11 protein-coding genes are annotated in these 14,892 nt (G+C 47.7%); 3 read left to right on the top strand and 8 right to left on the bottom strand.

Annotated elements, in window-relative coordinates; translation table 11 throughout:
• Window positions 1-331 precede the first annotated feature (331 nt).
• From BUA56_RS15460 to BUA56_RS15485, 6 genes are all read right to left on the bottom strand, one after another.
• Window positions 332-1,363 carry an NAD(P)-dependent alcohol dehydrogenase gene (locus tag BUA56_RS15460; RefSeq protein ID WP_072853323.1) on the bottom strand — a complete coding sequence of 344 codons (1,032 nt, stop codon included), beginning with the start codon at window positions 1,361-1,363 and terminating at the stop codon, window positions 332-334.
• A gap of 25 nt (window positions 1,364-1,388) precedes the next feature.
• A complete protein-coding gene (locus BUA56_RS15465; RefSeq protein WP_072853325.1) occupies window positions 1,389-1,934 on the bottom strand; it encodes a D-lyxose/D-mannose family sugar isomerase in 546 nt (181 codons plus the stop codon).
• Window positions 1,935-1,959: 25 nt separating this feature from the next.
• Window positions 1,960-4,476: a glycoside hydrolase family 2 protein gene (locus BUA56_RS15470; RefSeq protein ID WP_072853327.1), complete on the bottom strand. Its 2,517-nt coding sequence runs from the start codon at window positions 4,474-4,476 to the stop codon at window positions 1,960-1,962.
• A 43-nt stretch (window positions 4,477-4,519) separates the two neighbouring features.
• The gene (locus tag BUA56_RS15475; RefSeq protein WP_072853329.1) at window positions 4,520-5,353 is read right to left on the bottom strand and encodes a carbohydrate ABC transporter permease; all 834 of its coding nucleotides are present in this window, start codon (window positions 5,351-5,353) and stop codon (window positions 4,520-4,522) included.
• A 1-nt stretch (window position 5,354) separates the two neighbouring features.
• Window positions 5,355-6,248, bottom strand: coding sequence for a carbohydrate ABC transporter permease (locus tag BUA56_RS15480; protein ID WP_072853331.1), 894 nt, complete (start codon window positions 6,246-6,248; stop codon window positions 5,355-5,357).
• 79 nt (window positions 6,249-6,327) lie between these two features.
• The gene (locus BUA56_RS15485) at window positions 6,328-7,665 is read right to left on the bottom strand and encodes an ABC transporter substrate-binding protein (protein ID WP_072853333.1); all 1,338 of its coding nucleotides are present in this window, start codon (window positions 7,663-7,665) and stop codon (window positions 6,328-6,330) included.
• A 263-nt stretch (window positions 7,666-7,928) separates the two neighbouring features.
• Here BUA56_RS15485 and BUA56_RS15490 point away from each other — a divergent pair, with 263 nt between their 5' ends.
• Both BUA56_RS15490 and BUA56_RS15495 read left to right on the top strand, forming a co-directional pair.
• Window positions 7,929-9,644, top strand: coding sequence for a sensor histidine kinase (locus tag BUA56_RS15490; protein WP_072853335.1), 1,716 nt, complete (start codon window positions 7,929-7,931; stop codon window positions 9,642-9,644).
• Window positions 9,641-11,158 carry a response regulator transcription factor gene (locus tag BUA56_RS15495; RefSeq protein ID WP_072853337.1) on the top strand — a complete coding sequence of 506 codons (1,518 nt, stop codon included), beginning with the start codon at window positions 9,641-9,643 and terminating at the stop codon, window positions 11,156-11,158. Before BUA56_RS15490 ends, BUA56_RS15495 begins: the two co-directional genes overlap by 4 nt.
• Here BUA56_RS15495 and BUA56_RS15500 read toward each other — a convergent pair.
• Entirely contained in the window at window positions 11,137-11,958 is an 822-nt protein-coding gene (locus BUA56_RS15500; RefSeq protein ID WP_072853339.1) for a helix-turn-helix domain-containing protein, read from the bottom strand. The two genes, BUA56_RS15495 and BUA56_RS15500, sit on opposite strands and share 22 nt — an antisense overlap.
• 104 nt (window positions 11,959-12,062) lie before the next feature.
• Between BUA56_RS15500 and BUA56_RS15505 the strand changes: the two genes are divergently transcribed.
• Window positions 12,063-12,578 (top strand): sporulation initiation factor Spo0A C-terminal domain-containing protein, encoded by a 516-nt coding sequence (locus BUA56_RS15505; protein ID WP_072853341.1) that lies wholly within the window; start codon window positions 12,063-12,065, stop codon window positions 12,576-12,578.
• Window positions 12,579-12,642: 64 nt separating this feature from the next.
• On the opposite strand, the gene BUA56_RS15510 is transcribed toward BUA56_RS15505, so the two are convergent.
• Entirely contained in the window at window positions 12,643-14,892 is a 2,250-nt protein-coding gene (locus BUA56_RS15510; protein WP_072853343.1) for an N-acetylmuramoyl-L-alanine amidase family protein, read from the bottom strand.

Genomic DNA, 14,892 nt, shown 5'->3' on the forward strand with positions numbered 1-14,892 from the left:
GGAGATTTTTTCGGCAGTCAGAGCCGAAAAAAAGTGAGCATGGGCAGAGAATGCACATCAAGCATTCTTTGCACATACGAACGGTGCTCCGGCGGGGATTCCGGTTTTGTCTTAGACTCTCTTCGCGACGGAGGTGTCCCCGGAACTTAAGCCTCCCTCCCTCCCGAACCAGCCAGCCCGCTGCCGCGGGATTCCTCTCACCGCCCCCCTGCCACACAACACCTGCCGTCATGAAGCATCTTGAGCCGAAGTCCACGTAGTTATATCCCTAAATCCCAAGTATATAAAAAGCAGGAACCATCACAATCCCTGCAATAGCCCCTGCCAATTATTACATCCTGATAACCGCCTTCACCATCTCATCTTTCCTGTGAATGCTGTCCTCCAGTGCCTCCCCTATCCGGGAGAATTCATAGGTATCGGTGACGATTTTCTTCACCGGAATCTTCCCGCTGCTCACCAGCTCGATGGCTGTGGGGTACAGATTTTTATATCTGAATACCGTGTGCAGCTTAGCCTCCTTGCTCATCAGCGTCCCAAAGTCATACGGAAAAACGGGATTGGCTGCCATACCTACCAGCACCACGGTTCCTCCCCTTTTGACCAGTTTTGCGGTCTGTTTTGTGGTGAACTCTGTGCCTGCTGTCTCAAATACCAGATCTACACCTTTCCCCTGGGTAAGTTCCATAATTGCTTCTTCAGCATTCTGTTCTCTCCCGTGAATCACTGCAGACGCTCCCAGTTCTTTTGCCATCTGCAGGCGTTTTTCTATAACATCCACCACATAAACAGTGCAGATTCCCATAGCTTTCAATGCCATCAAGGTGCAAAGTCCAATACAGCCGCTGCCCAAAATGGCTGCTGTCTGGCCTACTTTTCCCTCTGACTGCTCTGCCGCGTGAAGTCCCACACACAAAGGCTCAATCAGCGCCCCCTCTACGGTATCCATAGTATCAGGAAGCCTGTAAACCATATCCGCAGGATATCTGATATACTCTGCAAAAGCACCGTCGTACGGGGGAGTGGCCAGGAAAACCACATCCGGGCAGAGATGATATCTTCCGGTCTTGCAAAACTCACATTTTCCGCAGGGATATCCCGGTTCCACAGCCACCAGGTCCCCCTTCTCCAGGCCTTTTACCCCATCGCCCACTTCCACAATTTCTCCGCCGCATTCATGCCCCAGGATCATAGGCTTTTCCACCACGAAATCTCCGATGCGTCCATGCTCATAATAGTGAACGTCCGAACCGCAGACACCGCAGTGTAAAACCTTGATTAGAACTTCGTCCCGGCGGATGGCGGGGATGTCCCGCTCCTGCTCTTCAACCTTCTTTATATCTGTTAATACTGATACCTTCATAGTCTCACCTCTCCTATCGCATCGTTTACTCAATCACAGGAGTGCGGTTAATCTTCGGATCTGTAAAAACGTCATATTCGTCCAGACTCTTTGTACTGAACTCAGAGATTACCGCACCCTCCGGGCCGGCCTGAAACCAGTGTTTTGTGTTGGGGACAAGAGTATACTGTTCTCCGGCATGCAGTACAATCTCATGGCCAACCGTGTAGGTGTCCTCATATCCCTCCGGTTTCTTTCCAAGGGGATTGGAAGTCTCTTCTCCTTCCACATACAGGTACACGCTTCCGTACCTGCAGCGGAATGTTTCTTCTTTTCCCTCGTAGTGCAGCTCGGGTATGGGTCCGTGGCAGTGTTCCGGGCAAGTCTGGCCGGGAAAGAGAACCATCTCCTTTGCACAGCATCTGTCCGTATTCACAAAAGTGACCAAAATCAGCCCGATGTGTTCCAGATCCTCCAGTCCAAAGTCTGCGATTTCTATTGCAGCCTTTTCTTCATCTGTCAAAACAATTGCAGCCTTTTCATAAAATTCCAGCGCCTTTTTTCTGGCTTCTTCATAACATTCTTTGCGCATTCTATACCTCCTGCATAGTTATCCTTTATTTTACCTGTTTGATGACAGGTTCCTTTCCGCCGATTCCCTTGATTCTGAAGGTTTTTACCTCCCCGGGAAGCAGATCGAAATAGCAGTCGGAGCAATCATAATCTCCCTTGGCGTAAACTCCGTGTGCAAAACCGTCCGCGGTAACTGTAACCAGTTTATCCTCACCCTCCTGGCGGATCTCCACGGTTCTCACAGGGTTGGGTCCGAAGTTCAGCTGACGCATATCATCGGTGCGCAGCCATATATTGTCAACGGCATCACTGTCTGTATAGAGCATTACCGTACCTGCGGCATAATCTCTTTCAGGAAGCTTTTCCTTCAGAAGATATATCCTCTCTCCTGCAGGAACTTTCAGTACAATGTCTCTGAGTTCCTTCACCTTTCCGTCAAAGGAGACGTAGCCTATCTTTCCGGAAACCTCCAGATCCTCCGGATAGTCATTAGCCCCCTGCAATACCAGCTGCCCGTCTGCTGCCCGCATGGTAAACTTCTGATGAGCGAGAGCCCGCTTTACCGCATAAAAAGGAATCTTTCTTCTAAGGTAATAATCAATAATGGTCCAGCCCACTTCTCCCCAGGCATCGTTATACATCCAGAACAAACCGCCGCCGCAGTGTTCCTTAAAGCGGATAGCCTCCAGTGAATATCCGTACATTAATCCATGTACCATTCCGCCGTAGAGAATGTATTCGTCCAGGGACAGTGTCTCCGGATGATCCAGATAATTTTTCTCAATTGCTGCATTTACAGTTCCCTTTTCAAATACATTGGAATGCATATGCCAGATGTTTCCTTCCCTGTCCATGGAGGCCCCATCCATATATTCTTCTGTGCTTTTCCTGCAGCACGGACCGATAAAGCCGTATTCGCTTACAAACTTTGATTCTATGGTGTCATAATCCTTCGCCTCGATACGCTCTTCCATCTTTTTGCTCATCAGAGCATTGTGCCAGCGGTGAACATCTCCGACGGTATCATCATTGGGGAGATCCCCTCCGTAAGGTGAGCTGTTCCAGTAAGGAATCTGAGGGCAGTTGTTTCGTATGATCTCCTTCGCCATCAGATTGGCAATTCTAAGTCCATACTGGTGCTCATATGAAAATTCTATTCCCCATCTGGGATTGTCAATGGAATTAAAGATCCAGTGTACCTCATTGGTGCCGCAGTATAACCCCATACAGCAGTGGTTTCGCAGTCTCTTGGTCTGGTAATCCAGCTCCTGGCGCATCTCGTCCCGGAACCATTGCTGATGATCCGGATAGGTAGAACAGGCAAACATAAAGTCATGCCACAAAAGGAGTCCTTTCTGATCGCATAATTCATAGAAGAGGTCTCTCTCATACAGGCCCCCGCCCCAAACACGGATCATATTAAAGTTGGCCTCTGCCGCCTCGTCCGTGAGCACATGATACTTTTCATCCGGTACTCTGGCATAGATGAAATCATTGGGCACCCAGTTGCCTCCCTTGCAGTAGATGGGCTTCCCGTTGACAACCAGAATAAAATTCCTGTCCTCCCCGGCAATCACACTGGTATCCAGCTGTATGGTACGGATACCAAAGGAAAATGCAGGATATTCCTCTGTCTCCCCGCCGCAGGCAGCACATACCCGCACTTCATACAGGGGCTGCTCCCCGTAGCCATTGGGCCACCAGAGACAGGGATTCTTAACTTCAAGTTCCAGATCCAGATAGTTATATCCGGAGGTAAGAAGCTGCTTCTCCAGTTTGGCTTCCGCGCATACCGCGCCTTCTCTCACCATCTGAACCGTTACATCACAGCTTTTGGAACTGATGAAGCACAGATCCTCTATATTTACCATCGCATGTACCCGGGCTGTTTCCCCCAGCTTTTCCGTATGTAAGTGTACCTCGCGGATGGCAATAGTCTTATAGCTTCTCAGACAGACGTTTCCGGTGATTCCTATGGTGATTACTTTAGGCCCCCAGTCCCAGCCTACAGTATACTGAGGCCGTCTCACAAAGGAACGCCGGCCGTCCCCCCGGAATTCACCCCCGTTATTGCTCTCCAGGCAGACTGCATGATCCAGCTCCGCCAGATCCTCTTCTGCCACTTCTTCCAGACCGCTGGTGACTCTCACCATAATCTCGTTTTCCCCCGGCACCAGAAGATCCTTAACATCGTATACAAAGGGGTAGTGCACATTTCTGTGGCAGCCGATAAACTGTCCGTTTATAAAGATGTCGCTTCTGGTATCCAGCCCCTCCAGGACCAGCTCAACAATATCATCCTCCATACATACGGCGCTTCCGTCGAATGTCTTCCTGAACCACCAGGATCGGTCTTCTATCCACTCAGATTCCCTGCAGTAGTCAGAAAGTACGGGATCTTTAATAACCCCAGCCTCAATTAAAGGCATTCTCACATCTGCAGGCAGACTGCAGTCATACCACCCGTCTGTCTGACGGTCTATCTGGCTTTTATATTCCTTCCCCCATTTTAAAGGGGCCTCATGGAGCTGCCAGTTCTCATTTAAACACAATTTTTTCATTCTGTATCCACCTCTTCTTTTCTTATTATCTGAAACTTATGGCTTAACCCTTAACCGCTCCTGCAATCATTCCCTTAATAATCTGTTTGGAGAATGAGAAATACAGAACCACAGCCGGAAGAATCGCAATCAGCATGGCGGTCATCATCTTAGGGTAATCTGTGGTAAACTGACCTTTAAAGAGGGTAATCCCCACAGGTACAGTCATCCACTTTTCTGAGTCAATCAAAATCAGAGAAAATGTAAATTCGTTCCATACGTAGAAAAACTGTATGATGCCCACTGTTACTAAGATAGGCTTGCACATTGGCAGGATAATGGAAAACAGAGTTCTGTGAAGGGAACTCCCGTCAATGGCCGCCGCCTCCTCCACCTCCAGAGGAATCGATTTCACATAGCTTTCCACCAGGAAAATGGCTATGGGCAGCGAGAGGGCTGTGTACGGCAGCACCAGCGTGAACCAGTTGTCCGTCAGGCCCATCTTTGTAAAAAGCACGTACATCGGCACCATCAGGGCGTGAACCGGTACCAGCATCCCCACCAGGAAATATCCATAGAGTGCCTTTCTCCCTCTGAACTTGTATCTGGAGAGGAAGTAGCCTACCACGAATCCGATGAGCAGGATAAATACCAGAGAAAGAAAACTGTTTCGAATGGTGTTTCCCATCCAGGTAAGAATCTTGCTGTTGGTAAATATAGATATGTAATGCTGAAAATTCGGGCTCTTTGGCAGTGCAATGGGACTCTGGTAAAATTCCGCCTTATCCTTCAGCGAGGAGTAGAACAGCCATATCGCCGGAAAGATACAAGACAGGGAAAATAGTATCAGCACAATATTTGGTATAATTCTTAAAATTTTTCTTCCTGCTTCTTTCATCCTAAACCTCCTTATCCTTCCCGAACCGCAAAAGCAGTCCCCGGCTTCCCGCCACCAGAATCAGGCTGACAATCAGTATGATAATGGACATCGCACTGCCGTATCCCATCTTATAAGACATAAAAGACGTCTTATAGGCATACATGGCCATCACACTGCTGGATGTACCCGGTCCGCCTCCTGTCATGGCATAAATATGATCAAAAATCTTCATGTTGCCCGCAATACAAAGGGTAACGCAGACAATCAGGGTATTCTTAATCAGGGGAAGCGTGATATAAATGGCCCGCTTAAAGCCGCTTGCGCCGTCAATTTCCGCCATCTCAAAGATCTGGGGATCCACGGAAGACAGGGCCGACATGATAATCAGCAGGTAATAGCCCACATACTGCCAGATCAGCGGAATTGCCACCAGCAGAAGCACCAGCTTATCATTATTCAGCCATGCCTGAGCCAGATCCCCCTGACCGATTACTTTCAGAAAAGAATTTAAAAGCCCGTAGTGGTAATCATAGATCATATTCCAGATAAAACCGATGACAACAGCGGAAAGAACCGCCGGAAAATAACTCATGGTGCGGTGGAACCCTTTAAACTTAATGTGCCGTCCATTCAGCATCACTGCCAGAATAAAGGCAATTCCTATCTGCCCTGCCAGGCAGACTATGGTAAGATAAATATTATTTCCCAGAGACTGGCGGAAAACCGGGTCTTTAATAACGTCCAGATAATTCTGGATTCCCAGAAAAGTCTTATTCGTTCCTCCTGCCCAGTCGAACATTCCGTAGTAGGCGGCAAGGCACACCGGAACCAGAATAATAAAGCTGTACCAGAGAATACCGGGAAGCATATAGAGGAATATAGTCCGCTTTTTTACTTTTAAACAACTGCTCATACACTCACACCTTTCCAATTTTGGACAAAAAGAGAGACGGACCTTCTGCGGACAGAAGTTCCGCCCCTTTTTTCAGCCTTTATTTTAGTTTATCCTGCTCCGCCTGAATCTCTGCCGCCAGATCCTTCGGCTCCTTGGATCCATTCAGCAGATCCTGTATTCCTGTATTCATCACCTCAATGACAGCTCCGTCCATAACCAGATCGTATACCGGTGTGAAATTCAGTTCATTGGTGAGTGCGATAAAGTCCTGTGTCAGCTGAGGAAATGCAGATACATCCACATCCTCTACCAGACCGGCGCCCATAAGGCCGTGTTCTTTGGCAGCATATTCACACATCTCATATCCTGTGGTAGAGAAGATAAAGTCCATAGCTGCATCCAGCTTTTCTCCTGTGAGGTTTTTGTTCACTGCAAAATACCATCCGCATCCCCCGGAGATACTTTCCGGCTTGCTTCCATCCTCTGACGGGAGAACAGCTACCTTTGTATTCTTAATGGTCTCTTCGTCGGCAAAGGATTCAATTGCAGCCACACTCCAGTGTCCGGAGACAACTGCTGCTGCCCTGCCCTGAGAGTAATATTCAACGCCCTGTGTCTCTGTTATGGTGTTAAAGTCAGGATTCAGCACATTTTTCGTTGCCAGTGTCTGCAGTCTCTCCAGTGCTGATACAAAGGAATCATCTGTGAATTTTGCTGTCCCGGATTTGTCGATGATGCTATTTGTCCAGTCAGCCCCGGTAAACCTGTCGCCTAAGGTGGACAGGATGCAGGATTCCGCAGCCCATTTCTCACTGTTTCCCAGAGCAATGGCTGAAATTCCCTGTTCCTGGAACTTTTCTGCCGCAGCGTAGATGTCGTCCCAATTATCCGGGAAGGAATCGTATCCTATGGATTTCCACAGTGCCTCGTTGTAGTAAACCACGGAGGTTATAGACATCTGGTTTGGCATGCCGTAGATCTGGCCGTCCCTGGTGGCTGCGTCAAACACACCCTCTCTGAAGTTATCTTTATATTCGTATTTGTCCAGATACTCGTTAATGGGAGCCACGATGCCGTTCTCCACAAAATTATCTACCCAGGATCCCTTTACCATAAACACATCCGGCACCTCGTTCACAGCAGCCTGTGCCTGAATCTTTGTTGAGTAATCGGACTGGGACATGGCCTGCTGGGTTACTGTGATATCCGGGTGATCCTTCTCATACTGTTCCACCATGGCCAGATAGCTGTCTCCCACTGCATTGCTCTCCCGTTCTTCCTGCAGGTAATAATGTGATACGGTAAGTTCAATTCCGTCTCCTGCCCCTTTTTTGCCCTCTGCTTTTGCATCATCCCCGCCGCCGCAGGCAGTCAGACCAGTTACCGTAAGTATCCCTGCCATCAAAAGCGCAGCAGTTTTCATTTTCCTTTTCATTCCCAATACCTCCAATTCGTTTTTGTTAGATTCATTATATCGGCCCCGGCGAAAAGAAAAAACCGAAGTTATTGTTTTTGATATCCTGTTAAAATGACCTGTTGAGCGCCTGTCGGCCTGTCTGAGGACAAAAACATCCTAAGTTATTTACCAGTATCCTAAAAAATCATCTCCTTGGGGATTCTCCCCCTATTTCATTGACACTCTTTGTCTTCTGATGATAAGATCCAACCAGAGAACAATCTGCCATAAGGAGTATGACTATGAAAGTTAAAATGACCATGCGGAAGAAAATTATTCTGTTTTTCCTCTGCCTTGTAGCGATTCCCATTCTTATTATATATATTGTTGCCAGTAACCTGTTTATCAAAAGCGCCCAGAAGGATCTCAAGAACCTCTATGCCGCCAATATCAATGAGGTGGGGAAGAATATTGATGTGTTCTTCAGCGATGCCCTGGACTTAACCCTGTATCCCCTCATGGAACAAAACCTGAGGACCTTTCTCACAGAGCCCCCCTCCAGTCCATCTTATCTGAAAGACAAAAAAAATGCCAGCGATATTCTCCTTTCTATGCCCTATGGATTTTCCTCTGGCATTCACGGCATTACACTCGCTAACATGGTACCGGATATGATTGGTGTGGGATCTAACATCCGTCTGACCAAAGAGGATACGGAGGCCGCCAAAGAACAGAACGCATCTCCCAGCTGGGATTATTCCGCTGCCAGAGAGAAGAACGGATACCTATATCTCACCCGGCTGTTAAAAAATCCCAGCAATATCTCCCAGCACATTGGCTATATAAAGCTCTCCATCAGCTGCGCTAAGATAAAGGCTGCTATTGCGGAAAACCAGAAGGATGATCAAACCTCTTATTTTCTTCTCTCCCCGGGCAACGGATGTCTGGTAGAGTCAGATACCAGCCGACAGTCAGATTTCCCCAAAGAGGAGCTCTCGTATCAAAAACTATCTCAGCTGGCAGCTTCTGCGGAAAACAGTAAAATTATAAGCAACCGGATTCTCTCGGCCTACTCCATAGAGCACACGGATCTTATTATATACAGCATTACCAGGCCGGACGTCCTTACTGTGGTGAAGAAGACCTTTCTCTCCAACATGATGATTCTGTCTGTTCTGGTATTCGCCTTTTCCATCCTGCTGTCACTGGCCTTTGCGAAGATTATCACCAAGCCCATGGACATGCTGGGACGGCGCATGGCCTCCCTGTCCAATGAAGACTTTTCCGTCCGTGTACCGGTAAAGGGGACAGATGAAATCTCTGTTCTCTCTCATCATTTCAATGAAATGGCTGAGAGGCTTGAATTTCTCTATAAAGAGGTTTACATGGGAGAATTAAAATTAAAGCAGTCCCAGCTTGATATGCTGCAGACCCAGATCAATCCCCATTTCCTCTACAATACGCTGGACACCATCTACTGGATGGCCCAGATGGGAGATACCCAAAATGTAAGCACCATGGTTTCCAATATGTCGAAAATGATGCGTCTGACCCTCACGCCCAAGACAAACGATAAAATCCCCTTGTCACAGGAGTTAGAACATCTTTCCTGCTATATAACCATTCAGCAGATACGCTACGGAAGCAAAGTCCAGTTCTTCCAGACCTGTCCGGAGAATCTCATGGATGAGTATGTTCTTAGCTTTCTTCTGCAGCCTTTGGTGGAAAATGCATTGGTCCACGGCCTGAAAAACAGCCTCCACGGCTTTGTCCGGGTTACCATCTATGAGGAAAACGGCAATATTATATATGAAGTAGCCAATACCGGCGAATTGATCTGTCCGGACGAGATCAGCGCCATCCTGGCCGACCCCACAGATTCTCAGAAAGGGCTCGCCCTCAAAAATATCAGGGAGCGCCTCCGTCTGAAATATGGGGAAGCTTATCCAATGGAATATTATGTAGAAAAGGAATGCAGTGTATTTAAAATCACGCAGCCAAAGGAGAGTACGATATGATAAAGATACTGATTGCAGATGATGAAGATTTTATCCGGCACGGCATGCGCTACGCCATTCCCTGGGAGGACAACGGCATGGAGGTCATAGGAGAAGCCGGCAACGGGGAGGAAGCTCTGCAGCTTGCGGTCCGCCTCCGGCCTGATATTGTCCTGGCAGATATCCAGATGCCCCTTATGGACGGTCTGGAGCTGGCCCAGCGGCTCAGAGAACTGCTGCCGGAAACCAGGGTAGTAATTCTCACTGCTTACGGAAATACTGAGAATCTTACCAGCGCCATCGATGTCAAGGTAAGCGCCTTTCTTTTAAAGAGTGCAGACAGCAAAAAGATTCTGGAAACAGTAGTCAAAGTCAAAAAAGAAGCAGAGGCGGCTCAGGCCAGCTCTCATAAAGTTTCTCAGCTCAAAGATATCTATGAGGAAAACCGCCATCTGATTAAGGGCACCCTGCTCTCCCGGTTTTTGCAGAATCAGGTTTCCTATTCTCATTTTGCAAAAAAGGCGGGAAAAATCGGCCTGGATCTCTTTGCCTCTTCCTATGCACTGGCCCTGATCCGCACGGACAGTACAGATGAGAAGCTGGTTCTTGGCAGTCTGATCCAGCATTTTCTGCGTTTTCAGCCCTTTGCCTTTTTCATCCGGGATCAGCATGCCATTGTTATTCTGAATACAGAAGAATACCCTTTGGACCGGGATGCCATGGATGATATTCTCCCCGGTATACTTCCGGTCACCTTTGGCAATTCCATTGTTGTAATGAGGGATGTTACTTCCGCGGAAGAATTCCCCCTTGTCTACACGGTTCTCACCCAGGCGCTGGAACACTGCTTTTGGAACATCGGGCAGCCCTATACCCTTCTCACCCCGGAACAGAGTTTTACCTCTGACGCAAAGATACAGCCCTACACCCATGAAAGTCAGCTTATAACAGCCATACTTTCCAGAGACTCCGGCCGGATCCAGCAGCAGCTTCATACCTACTATTCCTACATGGAAGAGCATAAATGCTCCCGTCTGCTGTTTCTGGAATCGGTCAAACGGCTGGCGGTCCTGCTGGGAGCTGTCTCAGAGGATACCGGGGATATTCTGAAGATAAATGCGCTGATGGAAGAGATGGAAACCCCCCGGGAAATTATGGATCTCATTGCAAGCCTTGCCCTTCCCGCCAAAGCGGAACACCCTGCACATTCCCAGATTGAACCTGCGCTGCACTACATACACCAGCATTACACGGAAGATATCCATCTTGAGGACGCGGCGGGAGCTGCCTACCTATCCCCAGGCTATCTAAGCCGTATCTTTAAAGCGGAAACCGGCTATGCCTTTAAAGAGTATATCCACAGACTCCGTATTCAAAAGGCCCAGGATCTGGTGTGCGGCACAGATCTCAAATATTATGAGATAGCGGAACAGGTGGGATATAAGGATTACAAATATTTTTCCGCATACTTTAATAAAATTGCAGGATGCAGCGCAAAAGAATACCGGAACACTCACAGCCGCTCATCTGTATGAGTCTCACCCTCCCTGCCCTTAATAAGCTGGGGGCAGGGGAGATACTCTATGGAAACTTCATTTTTAATGACACCTATAAATTTCCCCATTCTCTTGCAGTCCAGTTTTTTAGTAATTACCATATCGTCTATGTTGCCGTTGAGCGATTTTAATAAATGTTTCTCTTTATAGTGATAGTACCTGCCAATATAGAGATACCCCTCCTTCAGAAACATCCAGATCTCCCCCTGCTTAGGCATAACTTCATCTTCGTACCGGAATCCCAGAAAAGAGCCTCTGAAAAACTGAGGTTCCAGAGCATTGTCGCAGATGTGCACGCAAAAGGTACAGTCTCTGGTTAATAAATTATTGTCTGCCACAATCATTTTTTCTATCTTGCTCTCATATTCCCCCAGCCCGTCCACTACGTTGGTGAACTCAAAACATCTGAGCCGGATCTTATCCTCTGTTTTCAGATAGATCATGCGGTCATATTCCAAATCTATAATAAACTTAATATATTCCTTTATATGAGGCGCCAGCTGCTTCATCTTATATACATATTCCTCGTACTGATAAGGAATTTTGGGCTCCCGGTCAGAGAATTCATCCATGGAACACCGGAGAGCAGAGGCAATGGACTGCATGGTTTCAAACCTGGGATCCGGGGTATCCCCGCTGCTTATTTTTGCCAATGTACTCAGAGGAATCCTGCTTATTTTCGCCAATTCCTCCAGGGTATATCCCCGGTCCCGGCAAATCTTTTTAATCTTTTCCCTTTTCAATATATCAGCCCTTCCATATTTGGTATTTTTATACATATTGCGTGAATTGACATTGATCGCTGCTCTTCTCTATAATTTACCATATGCGGTATCCCAAGGTTATACAGAAACCGCCAAGAATAAGATGGAGGAACACTATAATGGAAATGAAAACTCTGCAAATCGTATTTTCGGATGACAAGATTTATAATGTTAGTTTAACTGACGAAAATGGAAAAGTAAACCAATTGTTGTCAGGACTACTGCAGATAGGCCAGGCAGCAGCAATACCGTCTCCTGCGGAGGCTTGTCCAGAGGATGAAAGCGTCTCCAACAATCTCACTCTCTTGCTGAATCATCTGGGACTGTCACCTAATCTGAAGGGTTACTATTATATCAAATATGCAGTTCTCCAGGTCATGAGGGAGCCCAGTCTTCTGGTAGGGATCACCAAAAAATTGTACCCCGAGATCGCAGACGAGTATCACACAACCACCGGCAGCGTGGAACGCTCCATCCGCCATGCCATTCAGATAGTCTGGCGCAGCGGCCACAAGGAGCGGTACTGCCGGCTGACCCACAGTACTATAACAGACAAGCCAACCAACAGTCAGTTCATAGGAATCCTGGCTGAATACATAAAAATTGCAAAGGCAAATGATATGGCTATCGGCTGAAGAGCACTTTGGCCGGCAGTCTAAAAAAGGCAGATACCAAATGATATCTGCCTTTTTATCCTGTTTATCTGAATACGATAGAATTCAGGATTCCCGGAATATCTGCCTGCAGCTTCAGAATCTCTGCCTGCTGCTCCGGTCCGTAAGAGCCAATGGCGCTCTCCTTATCCTGTCCCGCTACAAACCACATGCCGGAATGCTGTCCCAGGTTTTTCGGATTCTTTAATTCCGCCATATAAAGCTCTGCTTCCTGCTTTGTCTTTGCTGCCACAACACCAAAAAGCGGCTCATAGTCATCCTCTCCGCTTTCGTTTTTGAAGGCAGCGGCATACATGGCGATCCACATCTTGTCAATGGCTCCGTACTGTACAGGCTCATCCCAGGATTCCGGTACTGTCATATAAAAATATTTTGTCACTACCCGGTCTAAGTCGAAGTCTATATCGTCATCACCTAATTTCATCCATACGCCGTCGCTGTCTACATAATAACCGTCCGGGGTATATCTGGATACATACATAGCTCCGCTTGCTCCTACGTAGTAGCTGCCAATCCAGCGGTTCGCGGCCATTGCCCCTGAAGAATTGAGATAATACCAGGTCTTTCCGTCCTTTATCCACCCGGTAGCCATCGCCCCGTTCTCTTTAAAGTAATACCAGGTGCTTCCCACCTGACACCAGCCCGCAGCCATGGCTCCGCTGCTCTTCAGATAATACCATGTATTCCCCTGCTTCAGCCAGCCTGTCTGCATCGCTCCGCTTCCGTTGGCATAATACCAGGTCTTTCCGTCCTGATACCAGCCTGTCGCCATGGAGCCGTCTGCTTTCATATAATACCAGATCTTGCCCTGCTTCAGCCAGCCCGTCTGCATGGCTCCGTTTGCCTTCAGATAATACCAGGTATTTCCTGATTTTATCCAGCCTGTCTGCATCACTCCGCTTCCGTTGGAATAGTACCAAGTCTTTCCATCCTGATACCAGCCTGTCGCCATAGATCCGTCTGCTTTCAGGTAATACCAGGTGCTTCCCTGCTTCAGCCAGCCTGTCTTCATCGCTCCGCTGTTGTCAGAATAATACCACTTTCCTCCTGCCATATACCAGCCGGCGGCCATAGATCCGTCACCCCGCAGATAGTACCAGGTATTCCCCAGTTTCAGCCAGCCCGTCTGCATGGCTCCGCTGTTGTCGGAATAATACCACTTTCCGCCCGCCTGGTACCAGCCGGTGGCCATAGCTCCGTCACCCTTCAGATAATACCAGGTATTCCCCAGTCTCAGCCAGCCCGTTACCATGTAGCCGGAATCATTGAAATAGTACCATTTGTTGTCAATGAGATCCCATTGGTTCACAGGATAGGTGCCGTCTGAATAAAGATACCACCAGCCTGTCTTATTCTGTTTCCATCCGCCAGTCTTCACCGGGGGAGTTGTCTGCTTCTCAATGCTAATCTCTTTCATGGCATTGGATAAATCATCAGCAAGCTTACCGCTTACCTCGGGAGCCGCAAAAGATACTCCTGCATATAGTGTCTTTGTATATTCATCTTTAAGCCATTCTGTAGACTCAATTCTTCCCCCGCTAATCTCACTATATCCTTCCGCCAGATATATGTTATTGTCAGTCGGTTCCGCATCCTCGGACTCTTTATGCCGCACAACAAGCATAGCAGGCATATCTCCTTCTGCTTTTACATACACCCTCCCGGCTTCCAGTATAAAGGAACCCTCGGTCCATATGCCTGTCCATTCCTGTGATCCAACATAGAGAGTGCTTCCTTTTCCTTTAACAATAATATCTTTATCAGCTGCTATAGCTTCATTTACGCTGTTTACAGTGAGATGTGCATTTGTCAGAAGAAGTTCCCCGCCTACGTACATTCCTACCTCTGTATTCAGGTAAAGAGAGCCTTCTCCCTCAATGTCTATACTTCCTGAGACATTTATTCCTGAAATAGCAGCTTCACCCAGATCAGCCTGTATCTCATTTGTCCCGTTCAGACGCAGACTCAGGTTCATCGGTTCGCCTGAAGAATCTTCTGCATAAATACCAAAATCTCCCACAGCCCCTGTATTAATCACAGCTTCTTCCAATGTAAGGATCCCGCTTGCAGGATCATATTTAGCAGTGCCCTCGCCGCACGGCACTGTATTATCTTCTGCCTCCAATATGTTCTGTCCGTTTACCCACAGCACTTTATCCGGCTCTGCCGCCCTTACCGTTGCCGGCAGTACTGCTATTCCAATCAGGACAGCCATCGCCGCCAGGCATTTCCCTAAGAATGTTCTTTTTACCTTTTCTTTACTCCGGTTGTTCAT

It is taken from the genome of Lactonifactor longoviformis DSM 17459, assembly GCF_900129135.1.
Classification (GTDB): domain Bacteria; phylum Bacillota; class Clostridia; order Lachnospirales; family Lachnospiraceae; genus Lactonifactor; species Lactonifactor longoviformis.

Excerpts from the sequence above, each read along its gene's own strand:
- BUA56_RS15470 (WP_072853327.1), bottom strand. The coding sequence starts at position 4,476 with ATGAAAAAATTGTGTTTAAATGAGAACTGGCAGCTCCATGAGGCCCCT.
- BUA56_RS15465 (WP_072853325.1), bottom strand. The coding sequence starts at position 1,934 with ATGCGCAAAGAATGTTATGAAGAAGCCAGAAAAAAGGCGCTGGAATTT.
- BUA56_RS15485 (WP_072853333.1), bottom strand. The coding sequence starts at position 7,665 with ATGAAAAGGAAAATGAAAACTGCTGCGCTTTTGATGGCAGGGATACTT.
- BUA56_RS15475 (WP_072853329.1), bottom strand. The coding sequence starts at position 5,353 with ATGAAAGAAGCAGGAAGAAAAATTTTAAGAATTATACCAAATATTGTG.
- BUA56_RS15480 (WP_072853331.1), bottom strand. The coding sequence starts at position 6,248 with ATGAGCAGTTGTTTAAAAGTAAAAAAGCGGACTATATTCCTCTATATG.
- BUA56_RS15510 (WP_072853343.1), bottom strand. The coding sequence starts at position 14,892 with ATGAACAACCGGAGTAAAGAAAAGGTAAAAAGAACATTCTTAGGGAAA.
- BUA56_RS15490 (WP_072853335.1), top strand. The coding sequence starts at position 7,929 with ATGAAAGTTAAAATGACCATGCGGAAGAAAATTATTCTGTTTTTCCTC.
- BUA56_RS15505 (WP_072853341.1), top strand. The coding sequence starts at position 12,063 with ATGGAAATGAAAACTCTGCAAATCGTATTTTCGGATGACAAGATTTAT.
- BUA56_RS15460 (WP_072853323.1), bottom strand. The coding sequence starts at position 1,363 with ATGAAGGTATCAGTATTAACAGATATAAAGAAGGTTGAAGAGCAGGAG.
- BUA56_RS15495 (WP_072853337.1), top strand. The coding sequence starts at position 9,641 with ATGATAAAGATACTGATTGCAGATGATGAAGATTTTATCCGGCACGGC.
- BUA56_RS15500 (WP_072853339.1), bottom strand. The coding sequence starts at position 11,958 with ATGTATAAAAATACCAAATATGGAAGGGCTGATATATTGAAAAGGGAA.